This is a genomic window from Pontimicrobium aquaticum, assembly GCF_005047595.1.
In the GTDB taxonomy this organism is placed as follows: domain Bacteria; phylum Bacteroidota; class Bacteroidia; order Flavobacteriales; family Flavobacteriaceae; genus Pontimicrobium; species Pontimicrobium aquaticum.
Genome location: NZ_SUPL01000004.1, coordinates 292,997 through 306,081 on the forward strand (window position 1 = coordinate 292,997; position 13,085 = coordinate 306,081).

The 13,085-nt window shown below is 32.5% G+C and carries 12 protein-coding genes; 4 read left to right on the plus strand and 8 right to left on the minus strand.

What is annotated here, in order from left to right:
- The first annotated feature begins 35 nt into the window (after positions 1-35).
- Both pheT and E5167_RS09195 read left to right on the plus strand, forming a co-directional pair.
- Positions 36-2,465 (plus strand): phenylalanine--tRNA ligase subunit beta, encoded by a 2,430-nt coding sequence (pheT, locus tag E5167_RS09190; RefSeq protein ID WP_136843300.1) that lies wholly within the window; start codon positions 36-38, stop codon positions 2,463-2,465.
- Between the two features lies 1 nt (position 2,466).
- Positions 2,467-3,321, plus strand: coding sequence for a phosphatase PAP2 family protein (locus E5167_RS09195; RefSeq protein WP_136843303.1), 855 nt, complete (start codon positions 2,467-2,469; stop codon positions 3,319-3,321).
- A gap of 226 nt (positions 3,322-3,547) precedes the next feature.
- Here the strand turns inward: E5167_RS09195 and E5167_RS09200 are convergent, their stop codons facing one another.
- The 7 genes from E5167_RS09200 to E5167_RS09230 form a co-directional block, all read right to left on the minus strand.
- Positions 3,548-4,021 (minus strand): YHS domain-containing (seleno)protein, encoded by a 474-nt coding sequence (locus E5167_RS09200; RefSeq protein WP_136843305.1) that lies wholly within the window; start codon positions 4,019-4,021, stop codon positions 3,548-3,550.
- Between the two features lie 20 nt (positions 4,022-4,041).
- Positions 4,042-4,395, minus strand: a complete 354-nt coding sequence (locus E5167_RS09205) for an SPW repeat domain-containing protein (RefSeq protein ID WP_136843307.1) — start codon at positions 4,393-4,395, stop codon at positions 4,042-4,044.
- A gap of 1 nt (position 4,396) precedes the next feature.
- Entirely contained in the window at positions 4,397-4,750 is a 354-nt protein-coding gene (locus tag E5167_RS09210) for a hypothetical protein (RefSeq protein ID WP_136843309.1), read from the minus strand.
- 90 nt (positions 4,751-4,840) lie between these two features.
- Complete coding sequence (locus E5167_RS09215) at positions 4,841-5,893, minus strand: helix-turn-helix domain-containing protein (protein WP_136843311.1); 1,053 nt, start codon at positions 5,891-5,893, stop codon at positions 4,841-4,843.
- A gap of 93 nt (positions 5,894-5,986) precedes the next feature.
- Positions 5,987-6,718: a sulfite exporter TauE/SafE family protein gene (locus E5167_RS09220; RefSeq protein ID WP_136843313.1), complete on the minus strand. Its 732-nt coding sequence runs from the start codon at positions 6,716-6,718 to the stop codon at positions 5,987-5,989.
- Positions 6,719-6,732: 14 nt separating this feature from the next.
- Positions 6,733-7,869 (minus strand): DmpA family aminopeptidase, encoded by a 1,137-nt coding sequence (locus tag E5167_RS09225; RefSeq protein WP_136843315.1) that lies wholly within the window; start codon positions 7,867-7,869, stop codon positions 6,733-6,735.
- A gap of 11 nt (positions 7,870-7,880) precedes the next feature.
- A complete protein-coding gene (locus E5167_RS09230) occupies positions 7,881-9,323 on the minus strand; it encodes a pyridoxal phosphate-dependent decarboxylase family protein (RefSeq protein ID WP_136843317.1) in 1,443 nt (480 codons plus the stop codon).
- Between the two features lie 122 nt (positions 9,324-9,445).
- On the opposite strand from E5167_RS09230, the gene E5167_RS09235 reads away from it, so the two are divergent.
- Positions 9,446-9,676 (plus strand): putative signal transducing protein, encoded by a 231-nt coding sequence (locus tag E5167_RS09235; RefSeq protein ID WP_136843318.1) that lies wholly within the window; start codon positions 9,446-9,448, stop codon positions 9,674-9,676.
- Between the two features lie 85 nt (positions 9,677-9,761).
- Here the strand turns inward: E5167_RS09235 and E5167_RS09240 are convergent, their stop codons facing one another.
- On the minus strand, positions 9,762-11,387 hold the full coding sequence (locus E5167_RS09240) for an ABC-F family ATP-binding cassette domain-containing protein (RefSeq protein WP_136843320.1): 1,626 nt from the start codon (positions 11,385-11,387) through the stop codon (positions 9,762-9,764).
- A gap of 255 nt (positions 11,388-11,642) precedes the next feature.
- Between E5167_RS09240 and E5167_RS09245 the strand changes: the two genes are divergently transcribed.
- Entirely contained in the window at positions 11,643-13,052 is a 1,410-nt protein-coding gene (locus tag E5167_RS09245; protein ID WP_136843323.1) for a thioredoxin-like domain-containing protein, read from the plus strand.
- The last annotated feature ends 33 nt before the right edge of the window (positions 13,053-13,085 follow it).

Below are 13,085 nucleotides of genomic sequence, written 5' to 3' on the forward strand. Positions count from 1 at the left end.
ATTAGTATATTTGTCGCTTGTAAAGACACGAACAAATGAAGATTTCATACAATTGGTTAAAGCAATTCATTAACTTAGATTGGAATGCCGAAAAAACTGGCGAACTGTTAACAGATTTAGGACTGGAAATAGAAGGTATAGATACCTATCAATCGGTTAAAGGTGGTTTAGAAGGCGTTGTTATTGGCGAAGTATTAACTTGCGAACAACACTCAAATGCAGATAGATTAAAAGTAACAACCGTTAATATTGGCACTGATACTCCTTTACACATTGTATGTGGTGCACCTAATGTTGCCGCTGGACAAAAAGTACCTGTAGCCACCATTGGCACGACATTATACACACCTGAAGGTGAAGCTTGGACCATTAAAAAAGGGAAGATTCGTGGTGAAGTTAGCGAAGGTATGATCTGTGCCGAAGACGAACTAGGATTAGGTACATCACACGATGGCATTATGATTCTTGATAACGATATTGCTGTTGGCACGCTAGCGGCTGATATTTTTGACATTGAAAACGATCAGGTTTTTGAAATTGGTTTAACACCAAACAGAGCTGATGCTATGAGCCATTTTGGTGTCGCTCGCGATTTAAAGGCTGGATTGATTCAGCAAGATGTTAACTTAGAATTAATTACACCTTCGGTAAGTGCCTTTCATGTTGATAATCGTTCTCTTAAGATTGATGTTGATGTTCAGGATAAACAAAGAGCACCAAGGTATTGTGGTGTAACCATTTCTGGGCTAAAAGTTTCAGCATCTCCAGCTTGGTTACAACATCGCTTAAAAGCCATTGGCTTATCACCAATAAACAATGTGGTAGATGCTACCAATTATGTATTACACGAATTAGGACAACCTTTACACGCCTTTGATGCCGATAAAATTGCAGGAAAAAAGATTATTGTAAAAACACTTCCAGCAGGCACTAAATTTGTAACGCTTGACGACGTTGAACGCGAACTACACGAGGAAGATTTAATGATTTGTGATGGTAAAGAAAAGCCAATATGTATTGCTGGTGTATTTGGTGGTATGCATTCTGGAGTGACTGAAGAAACCACAAGCATCTTTTTAGAAAGTGCTTATTTTGATCCTGTATCTATTAGAAAATCGGCTAAACGTCATGCCTTAAATACTGATGCATCTTTTAGATTTGAAAGAGGCATCGACCCAAATATTACGGAGTATGCTTTAAAACGTGCTGTATTATTAATTACTGAAATTGCTGGAGGAGAAATTACTAGTGATGTGATTGATGAATATCCTGTAAAAATTGAAGATTTTCAGGTGCGTTTAAGCTTTGAAAATGCTAAGAATTTAATTGGTGAAGACATTCCAAGAGAAATCATCAAGCGTATTTTAATGTCGTTAGATATTAAAATTAATAATGTTACCGAAACTGGTTTAGGCTTAACTGTTCCTGCTTATAGAAACGACGTGCAACGTGAAGCTGATATAATTGAAGAAATTTTACGTGTATATGGTTATAATAATGTTGGTACTACCGAAAAACTAAACGCCTCTATCTCAAATTCTTCAAGATATGAAGATCATAAAGTGCAAGATGTTATTGGCAACCAATTAGTATCACAAGGGTTTTACGAAATCATGGCTAATTCTTTAACCACTCCAGACTATACAAAGCTAAGTGAGCAGTTAAAAGAGGAGCACAATGTAGTAATGCTAAATCCTTTAAGTAATGATTTATCTGTACTAAGGCAGTCGTTATTGTTTTCTGGGTTAGAAGCCATTGCTCATAATATTAACCGACGCCAAACTAGCTTAAAACTATTTGAATTTGGTAAAACGTATCACAATTATAATGAAGCTCGTGAGGAGCATAAACATTTATCGTTGTTGTTAACTGGAAACAAAAACACCGAACGTTGGAACACAGAGAACAAAGCAAGCGACTTCTTCTACTTAAAAGGAAGTGTAGATGCTATTTTAAGCAGATTAGCAATTTCTAGAGCCAGAACTTCACCAATAAAAAATGATGTGTTTAGTGAAGGTTTAAGTATTGGACTTGGCAAAACCAAATTAGTGGACTTTGGAATTGTAAAGAAATCTATTTTAAAGGCGTTTGGAATTTCACAAGACGTTTTATTTGCAGATTTTAATTGGGACAACATCCTTGAAGTAGCAAGGCGTAACAAAATTACCTTTACTGATATTCCTAAATATCCTGAGGTACGTCGTGATTTTGCCTTATTATTAGATCAATCTGTGCAGTTTGAAGATATTCATAAAATTGCAAAACAAACTGAAAAGCAATTACTTAAAAATGTAAATTTGTTTGACGTTTACGAAGGTAAGAACTTGCCAAAAGGTAAAAAGAGTTATGCGGTGAGTTTTACGTTGCAAGACACACACAAAACACTTACTGACAAGCAGATTGACAAAATAATGAGCAAACTACAAGCAAATTTCGAGAGGCAGCTTGGTGCAGAATTGAGATAACATGAAAAGGCATTTTTTAATATTGTATGTATTATTTTTAGGCTACTGCTCAATAAGTGTAGCTCAAGATGAAACGGCAATATCTAATGCTAATGATAGTTTAAACACCTGGCAAACTTTTAAATACGATACTAATGCTTCTTGGCGCAGTATAAAACATGCCGTTACCAGACCGTTACACTGGAAAGGTAAAGACTATGCAACATTTGGTGGAATGGTATTAGGCACTGTGATAATTTCTGCTGCTGACAGAGAAACCAGTGATTTTTTTAGAAGACAGGATGATAGTTTTCCACAACCTATTCAAGAATTTGGATTTTATTTTGCTGCACCTCAAAATTACTTAATGGCAAATGCTGGTTTGTACGGTTTTGGCTTACTAACAAAAAACGAACAAATAAGAAAAACAAGTGTTTTAATTATTTCGTCTTCAATAACTGCTGGCTATTTACAAATTTTAGCAAGAACTGCCTTTGGTCGTGCTCGCCCTTTTTCAGGAAAAGATCCTTATACTTTTAAGCCTTTTAATGGAAATGAAGATTACCTGTCTTTTCCTTCAGGACATACTGTGCTTGGAGTTACCATGGCACATTCTATTGCTAAACAATTTGATAATACTTGGACAAAAATTGGAATTTATTCTATTGGAAGTATTCCTGCTTTATCGCGTTTAATAGATGGTGCACATTGGCTAAGTGATATTGTTTTTGGAGCAGCTTTATCAATAGTTGTAGTAGATAGTATAGATAAATTTTTATTTAATTCCAATACTTATAATTACCCTAAAAAGAAAAAACTTATGTCTTGGAACTTTAGATTTAGTGGCAATCAAGTAGGCCTAGTAGGTACTTTTTAGAAAAAGGCACCTTGTTTGTTCATAAACAAAAAGAACAGAATAGAACAGAACAAAGCACCTTAATCAATTATAAACCTAATAAACTAAACACTTTCAACTATTGGAAAATCAATGGGCACTTTGGCAACACTCCCATTTTACTCTTGATATTACCAAATATTACTTTCGATTTGGCATTAACTTGGTCTCGTCTCTTATTGGAACTTGTATTTCTTTCATAGCAATATTAATTATGAGTTTTACTAAGTTTTGACCAGTTTTTATTTGCTACAGACACTAATTTATTATGGTTGTTTTCTGCCAACCAAAGTTGTTGGGCATCCAATTCTAAATTATATAAATACAAAAAGTACTTGCCATCTTTTACAATAAACTTGTTTGGGTCTGGTCTAAACTTTGCTCCTGCATACACACCAAAAGCACAGAATCCACCATATTGAGGTATATAACGCTCAGGATTTTTTTCAAAAGCTGCTTTTTGTTCAGCAGATGTAAAGTAATATGTTATTTTTTTATGTTCAGATTTGTATTGCTTTAATCCCTTTTGAGCGATACCTAAATCTAAATAAGACACAGGACTATAGCCTTGTAATGCTATATTACTATTATCTATATTATTAGCTTTATTATCTTGTGAAAAGCCTGTTGTTGTTGCTAAAAACGCTAATGCAAGCGCAATTATTTTTATTGAATTTTTCATTTTAATTTAATTTTAATTTATTAATAATCGTTTTCGCTTAATGATACTACTGTAAATACTACAGCTGCATTAAACAAGTAGTAATTTGCTTCCATTCCTGTAAAACCCAGTGCAAACGGAAGTATCATAAATGCTATAGCTACTACTAAATCTATAGCAAGATGCCCTTGAAAAGGTATTCGTCTAAATGCTCCTAATTTGTAATTGGTTAAAAGACTAACTGCTAAAACCGCTATTCCTGTAACTACAGAAATCCAATGAGATGCAGTATTTACGCTTCCCAACCCTAATACAAAAGGTGCTAAAATAAGTCCAACTCCAGCAGAATAATCTGCAACTCCATGAAGTGTTGGGGAAATAAATCGGAATTTCATGTTAGTTGGCATTAAAATATTCTTCTTGAATAACTTTTCCTTCATAGTTCCAAATTCGACGAATAACTTCGTGCCAATAAATATGGCTACCATCTTTCATGTTGAAGTCGAAAGTAAATTCTGAAGCTGATATATTACCATCTACAATAGTGTGATGATGTGTAATGCCATTTACTTGAGCTATTGCTCCTGCAAAGCCTTCCATTTTTTCTACCATCTGGTTTTTATTTGAAGTTTTAACGCCTCCAAAATCTGACGTGGTAGCATCGTTAGCAAAAAATTGTTTCACAGCATCTACTATTGCACCTTGTGCAACCACACTGTCCATTTCTGTAACTAATTCTTTAATATTCATTCTTTTATTTTTAATGATTAAACAATATATGTTTGTAATTACATTGCAAATATGAGAATGGAATACAGGTTAAGACCTATAAAAAAAACGCTAAAAGTTGTACTTTTTATTTTGAAATTGAGATGGTGTTTCTCCGGAATATTTTTTAAAAAACGTAGAAAAATGGTTAGGTTCTTCAAAACCCAACTGATATGCAGTATTGGTAATACTAACTCCTTCCGACAATAATCGTTTTGCAGTGTTAGTAAGCTCTAACCTTATTAATTGCCCTAATGATATATTAGTCTTATCTTTTACTTTTTTAGATAATGCTTTTATGGAAAGGTTCATCTTGTTGGCATAAAACCCGAGAGATTGTTCTTGAGCATGATAGTTATGGATTAGTTCAAAAATATTTTGAGCAAAAGAATCTCTCTGTTGAAAATCGAAATCAGACCTAAACTGTTTTGGTGTTTTTCCTGTATGAGCTTTAAAAACACGGTTAAAGTATGCAGCATCCTTATAACCCAATTCATATGATATTTCTTGCACACTCTTATCAGTAAACGCTATTTCTTTTTTGCTTTCTAATAACCGCTTATTTCCTAGAAGGTTTTTTAAAGAAATTCCAACTTTATCTTTGATAAGTGCCTGCGCTTGATACCCATTATCGCTTACTATTTCAGCCAATTCATTATTAGTAAGATGATTTTTATACTCTTCATCAATGACATCTTTAACATCAAAAATTAAGTGGTATTCTTCTTTATTTGCATGAAATGGATTTTGCCAAAACCATTGCTTGGAGGATATATCAACAATATCTGCAGTTTTACTGGAAAAAACTGTGTTTTGAAGATATTTCTGGCAGTCTTCACATTCATTGAAATTTATATAACCCAAAGAAATTAAGTGCTTAAAAAGCACTCTTACATCTTTGTTTTTAAAAATTGCCTCTTCATTAAAAACTATCTGCCTAACCTCAAAATCATCAGATAAAAACTTTATATACTGTCCCTTTTCTAAATAAATGATTTTGTCTTGCCAATTCAAATACGCTTTAAAATCTACTTCTATACTTCCATGACCCGAAAGTATTTGAAAAAGTGAGTATTGGTTTATAAAGTAAACCTTATTAATTTCTGGAGAAAATTTACTAACCATTATTAAGATTGTTAGATTATTAGTGTCACTTAATTAAAAAACCTAACAATGAGTAATTAATGTTTATCAACAATAGTTTATCTTAAAATGCTATTAACAATATAGAGCACTAAATAGTGTGGCTAATCCTATCATCAGGATTAAATACAAAGACATTCTTTTAAAAGTGTCTTGTGATATTCTTCTTAGTAAGAGTTTACCCAAATAAGTACCTATAATACTTATCACTATTAAAAAAGGAATATAAATTAGAATTTCTTTGGTGATAAACCCATTAAAGAAATACACAATAGTTCTACTAAAATCTACAAAGAAATCAATTATAGCAGAGGTTGCTATAAAAACGTTTTTTTCAAGGTTAAAAGCAGCCATGGTTAAACCTCTAATAGCGCCTCCTGTTCCTAAAACACCAGCAAACAACCCAGAAAATGCTCCTCCTAAAAATGCTTCTCTCTTATTTGCTTTAATAATTAGGTTCTTTTTAATGAGAAACAGTAAGCTTAGACCAATTAAGAAAATTCCAAGAATTATTTCTAGTAAATACTCATTTAAATGTTTGGCAATAATTCCTCCTATAATCACAAAAATTACTGCTGGAATTCCTAAATAAGCTATTAATCTTTTATCAATGCCTTTTTTGAACATGGCAATCTTACTTAAATTACTTGCCACATGAAACAATGCAGTAATACCCAAAACCGTTTGAAAATCGAAATAAAAATTGGCAACAGGCACAAAAAACACAGACGACCCAAAACCACCAACAGTACCAATAATTTCAGCAAATAAAGCTAATAGTAAAAAAAGGTATTCTAGGTTTTTCAATTGATACTATTAAGTTAATTCTTGACTTTATTATACTTGTGCATTAGTTCTAACACCTTATCTATTGGTAAAGAATTAACTGCATGTCCATCACGCCCAGTTATGGTTTTAGCGGCGAATAGTGAGTTTAAAATAGCTTCTTCAGTAGATTCTATGGTTGCCAAAAACAAAGGTGACATATCATCATTTCTCACTTCTTTTTTTTCGTTAAACATAGATTTGCTTTGATACGGAATTAGATTTTCATTTGCTGTAGAAACTGCAATCACATAATCACCACTTCCATTTGAGGCAATGCCTCCTGTTTTACCAAGTCCTATCATAGCACGTTTTGCTATACGTTCTAAGTTTCGAGCATTTAATGGTGCATTAGTCATAACAACTATCATACAAGAACCATCAGCATCATTCAAAATTTTATCTCTATAAGGATATTTTTGCAGTTCTTTGGCAATTGGCACGCCATTAATCTCTAACACACCACCAAAATTTGTTTGTACTAACACACCAACTGTATAGCCTCCTAAAGATTCAGGAAGCACTCTAGAAGACGTTCCAATACCTCCTTTATAACCAAAACAAATAGTTCCAGTCCCAGCACCTACATTACCTTCTTCTACGCTTCCGCTTTTAGCATTTGCGATAGCATTTAATATATGTTGTTCAGTAACATGGCGTCCACGAATATCATTTAACCAACCATCGTTGGTTTCGCCGACTACCGAGTTAACTGAACTTACATTTTTGTTTTCTTCTTGATTTAACGTATAACTTATTAAACCCTCCATTCCTGGAGCCACGCTCAGAGTATTCGTTAGGATTATTGGTGTTTCAATATTACCAAGTTCCTTAACTTGACTATAACCAGCAAGTTTTCCAAAACCATTACCAATATAAATGGCAGCAGGCACTTTGTTTTGAAAAACATTCCCTTGATGTGGTATAATAGCAGTGACTCCAGTTCTAACATTATCGCCTTCAATGATGGTTTCGTGACCAACGGTTACGCCTTCAACATCTGTTATGGCATTAAGTTTTCCTGTTTTTAAAACACCTATTTCAATGCCGTAATCTCTAAGTCGTTTGTTTTGTGCGTCCATAGTTGCTGATAATATTAAAGCAATTATTAGAAAGTAATATGTAGTTTTCATCAATTTATATTTTATACTGATTGGTTTAGTTTGCTTAATCCTCTTTGTATCATAGAAATTGCTTTGTCTATAGTATCTAATTTAGTTCTAAAAGACAATATAGCCATTCGAATTACAAATTTTCCATTTATTAGAGTTGAACTTAAAAATATCTCACCATCGTTGTGAAGTTCTTTTAAGAGTTTCTCATTGAATGCATTTTCATTACCATCAATAGTTGGATACCAAAAATAGCTCACTGACAAATCTGGGTCTGGACCAACTTTAAACCCAATTTTTATTAATTCTTCTCTAAAATACTGGGTTAAAAGTAGTTTTTCTTCAAGACAAGCAACAAATGGTTCTATTCCGTGTAGCTGCAAAGGCAACCACATACGTAAACTCCTAAAGTGTTTTGTTAATTCTGGTGACACATCAGCTGGATTTACAGGCATAGCATCATCAATAGCATCTTGCATATAGTTGGCTCGATAATGGTTTGAATGATACACTGCTTCTTTGTCTTTCACAAGCACTGCTCCTAATCCGTAAGGGAGAAACAATCCTTTGTGTGGATCAATTACTAACGAATCTGCCATTTCTATACCATTAAAACGGTGTTTAACCTTGTCAATCAGAATAAAAAATCCTCCATAAGCGCCATCAATATGATACCAAAGGTTATTTGCTTTTGCTATATTTCCTATATCCTTTAATGGGTCTATTGCTCCAGTATCGGTAGTTCCAGCAGATGCTATAACTACAAATGGATTAAGTCCGTGTTTTTTATCAGCTTTAATTTTTTCTTCTAAATCAGACGCTACAATTCTTGAATTTGCATCTAACTCTAAATACCTAATCTGCACATCTTCTAAACCAATAATCCGTAACGCTTTTTGAATACAATGATGCACTTGAGGGCTCATATAGATAACACTTTTTTCAATGACAGCGTTTTTAATACCGTGTTTATCTCTAGCAGCTGTTAGAGCTATTAAATTAGCAATAGAACCTCCAGACGTTAAATTTCCAATAGCAGATTCAGGAAAACTAAACAACGATTTCATCCAGTTTAATAATTCATACTCTATAGCTACACCACCTGGACATGAAAAATGCATACCAACATATTCGTTGGTAACGTCCGCTAAATAATCTGCTATAGACGATGTGTAAATACCTCCTCCTGGAATATAACCCAAGTGTCCACCTGATGCTGCATTAATACCTTTAGCTGCCACCTCATTAGCATACAATTCTAAAATATCTTCTATAGGTTTTGTTTTATTAGTGATTTTAAACACATGAGGTGTTTCTTTCTCTCCACAAAATGCCTTAGTTGTTTCTATTGAATTGAGAAATGAATTGGCATAAGCATTTACCTTATTTAAATATGCATTTCTTTGAGCTTCGTTTGGTTCAAGAGGTTGAGATTTGGATTGTAAATCTAAAATTTGTTGCTTTAATTGGTTCACTAAAATTGTTTTAAAAAATCAATTCTACATTTCTGTAAGAATTAGTAACATTTATAGCTCTAAAAGTACGGAAATTGATTTGTTTTTTTGTATCTTTAATAGACATCTTAAACTTATTAATTATGGAATCACATTATAAGAGAATATATACAGGAAGCATGATAATTGTACAATTATTAACATCGAAATTAGAAGATATTGGCATTACACCTGTGATTAAGGAGCAAAATGAATCTGGTCTTGACCCAAAAATTTATGGTGGCCACATGTTACAAGAAGTTTTTGTTCATGAAGACGAGTTAGATAAAGCTGTTCCAATTATTCAGGCTGCTTTGGCTGATATGGAAGCCTAAATTAGTACTCGGTAACCAGTTTTATATAAAACAAAAGAGCCAAAAAAATTAAATTTTTGGCTCTTTTATATTTTGAAACTTATAATTACGCAGTTACTGAGTACATTTTTTCGCGTAATTCTTTAATTTTTGGATTTTGCATATACTCGTCAAATGTGGTGTAACGATCTATAATGCCATTAGGCGTTAATTCAATTACTCTGTTTGCCACTGTTTGCGCAAATTCGTGGTCATGTGTTGTAAATAATACTGTTCCTTTGAAATTCTTTAATGAATTATTAAAAGCGGTAATACTTTCCAAATCTAAGTGGTTAGTAGGCTCATCCAACATTAATACATTGGCTCTAAGCATCATCATTCTAGACAACATACAACGCACTTTTTCTCCTCCAGATAATACATCGGCTGTTTTTAAAGCTTCCTCGCCACTAAAAATCATTTTTCCTAAAAAGCCTCTTACATAGACTTCTTCATGTTCTTCTTCGGTTGTTGCCCATTGACGTAGCCAATCTACTAACGTTAATTTGTTATCAAAAAAAGCACTATTATCTAATGGTAAATATGACTGTGTAGTGGTAACTCCCCAAGCATATTTTCCTGCATCTGCTTTTTCATTCCCTGAAATAATCTGATAAAAAGCTGTTGTAGCTCTTGAATCCTTAGAGTACACAACTACTTTATCGCCTTTTGCTAGATTTAAGTCGATATTATTAAACAATGTTTCTCCATCTATGGATGCTGACAACCCTTCAATATTTAATATTTGGTCACCTGCTTCTCTATCTCTTTCAAAAATAATTGCAGGATAACGACGACTAGATGGTTTAATTTCGGAAACGTTTAGTTTCTCTATCATTTTTTTTCTACTCGTTGCTTGTTTAGATTTAGCAACGTTTGCCGAAAATCGTCTAATAAATTCTTCTAATTCTTTTTTCTTGTCTTCCGCTTTTTTGTTTTGTTGTGCTCTTTGTTTTGCAGCTAGCTGAGAAGATTCGTACCAAAATGAATAGTTTCCAGAATAGTGGTTTATTTTTCCGAAATCAATATCAGAAATATGTGTACATACTGCATCTAAAAAGTGTCTGTCGTGAGAGACCACAATGACACAATTATCATAATTTGCCAAAAAATTCTCTAACCAAGAAATGGTTTCGTAATCAAGGTCGTTAGTAGGCTCATCCATAATTAGCACGTCTGGATTTCCAAATAAGGCTTGTGCTAATAATACACGTACTTTTTGTTTTCCATCTAAATCCTTCATTAAGGTATAGTGCAAATCTTCTTTAATACCTAAATTGGATAATAATGCAGCTGCCAAACTATCGGCATTCCAACCATCCATTTCCTCAAATTGCACTTGAAGTTCTCCTATTTTCTCTGCATTTTCATCCGAATAATCTGCATACAAAGCATCTATTTCTGATTTTATCTTAAACAAAGGCTTATTTCCTCTTAGTACTGTTTCTAACACAGGAAACTCATCGTATAAACTATGATCCTGCTCTAAAACAGACATACGTTTTCCTGGTTCTAAATGCACATGTCCAGACGTAGGTTCTTGTTTACCAGATAATATTTTTAAAAAGGTAGATTTTCCTGCGCCATTGGCTCCAATAATTCCATAACAATTACCATTGTTAAAAGTAGTATTTACCTCATCAAAAAGGACACGTTTACCAAACTGCACAGATAAGTTAGAAACTGATAACATTTTTTAGCTTTTTAATTTTACTCAGATGATTAATAATTGAAAAATACACCTTATTAAACCTACAAATTAAAGCATTTCACTCCTTGACATAAAGCGCTTTGTAAGTTTGCGGCAAAAGTAACAAAATCAATTCATCAAAGCAATTAAATAGCAGGTATAATAACATTTAACAACGCCTTAACACCAGTTTTAGTATGCAAAACATACTTTTGTATTGAAATATAAAAATCTCTGTATCGAGATTATAGGTTAACCATGAAGCAACTAATTGTTTTTTTATTAGTAATTATAACTCTTTTTAGCTGCAATACCAATGAAAACACTTGTGGTAAAGCATTTATTGGTGGTGAAATTATTAACCCAAATAATAACTATGTTACACTATATAGAGATGCTTCTCCTATAGATACTGTGTATCTTGATAAAAACAATCGCTTTTCTTATCAAATTGAAACACTTAATCCTGGATTACACTCATTTAGGCATGATGGTGAATATCAAGTTGTAATTATTGAACCTAATGATAGTATTATGATTAGGTTAAATACTATTGATTTTGATGAGTCCTTAGTATTTTCTGGAAAAGGTTCTAAAAAGAACAACTACCTCATAAACATGTTCTTAAAACTTGAAGATGAAGAGTCGTTTATTTATCAATTTTCTAAATTAAACCCAGAGAAGTTTCTTGCAAAACTCGATTCTATTAAAAATGAAAAGTACCAGTCTCTAACTAAGTTTAAGGAGAAATATAATCCAACTGATTATTTTACTGATGTTGCCGAAATTGGCATTGATTACAGCTATTATAGAGATAAAGAGATTTATGCTTATAGATATTTTGGTATTAACGACCCCTTACCATTAGATTCTTTACCTAAAGATTACTTTGATTTTAGAAGTGATATAGATTATAATCGAGAAGAGCTAAAAGAGTTTTACCCATACTTTAATTTCCTTTTCCCTCATTTTAATAATTTGGCAATGGAAAAGTATTTTAAAGATAATAATGAAGAACAATTAAAACGCACAAACATTGAGTATCATTTAAACAAACTTGAGTTAATTGATGATATGGTTAAAAGTGAAACAATGAAAAATATTCTTTTAAAGTTTCCAACCATAAACTTTTTAAACTACTCTAACTCTTTTAAAGATTCCGATGCTATGTATAATTCGTTTTTAGAAAAGAATAGCAATGAGCAAAACAAAATATACATAACAAACCTCCATAAAACTCTCAATAGATTACGTCCTGGAAACAACCTTCCAGATATTGAATTGCTCAACTTTAAAAATGAAACTGCAACGTTAAATAATATTACTAAAAGACCATCGGTTCTATACTTTTGGACAAGTGCAAATAAATATCATTTTAAGAATAGTCATGCAAAAGTAAAAGAGTTAAAAGCGTTATACCCAAAAATTGATTTTATTTCAATAAATATTAACTCTAATAACGAGTCTAATTGGAAACTTATACTGAAGCAAAACAATATAGATACTACCAACGAATACCGCTTTAGAAACCCTGATGTTGCAAAAAGGTTGTTGGCAATTCGCTATATTAATAAAGTGATAGTTGTTGATAAAAATGATAATATTCTCTCATCAAACTCCAATTTGTTTGGAAGCGAGTTTAAAAAATTACTCAATGAGATAAAATAAAAAAAAGCTACTCTAGGGTAGCTTTTTTATTTA

Excerpts from the sequence above, each read along its gene's own strand:
- pheT (WP_136843300.1), top strand. The coding sequence starts at position 36 with ATGAAGATTTCATACAATTGGTTAAAGCAATTCATTAACTTAGATTGG.
- E5167_RS09195 (WP_136843303.1), top strand. The coding sequence starts at position 2,467 with ATGAAAAGGCATTTTTTAATATTGTATGTATTATTTTTAGGCTACTGC.
- E5167_RS09200 (WP_136843305.1), bottom strand. The coding sequence starts at position 4,021 with ATGAAAAATTCAATAAAAATAATTGCGCTTGCATTAGCGTTTTTAGCA.
- E5167_RS09205 (WP_136843307.1), bottom strand. The coding sequence starts at position 4,395 with ATGAAATTCCGATTTATTTCCCCAACACTTCATGGAGTTGCAGATTAT.
- E5167_RS09210 (WP_136843309.1), bottom strand. The coding sequence starts at position 4,750 with ATGAATATTAAAGAATTAGTTACAGAAATGGACAGTGTGGTTGCACAA.
- E5167_RS09215 (WP_136843311.1), bottom strand. The coding sequence starts at position 5,893 with ATGGTTAGTAAATTTTCTCCAGAAATTAATAAGGTTTACTTTATAAAC.
- E5167_RS09225 (WP_136843315.1), bottom strand. The coding sequence starts at position 7,869 with ATGAAAACTACATATTACTTTCTAATAATTGCTTTAATATTATCAGCA.
- E5167_RS09235 (WP_136843318.1), top strand. The coding sequence starts at position 9,446 with ATGGAATCACATTATAAGAGAATATATACAGGAAGCATGATAATTGTA.
- E5167_RS09240 (WP_136843320.1), bottom strand. The coding sequence starts at position 11,387 with ATGTTATCAGTTTCTAACTTATCTGTGCAGTTTGGTAAACGTGTCCTT.
- E5167_RS09245 (WP_136843323.1), top strand. The coding sequence starts at position 11,643 with ATGAAGCAACTAATTGTTTTTTTATTAGTAATTATAACTCTTTTTAGC.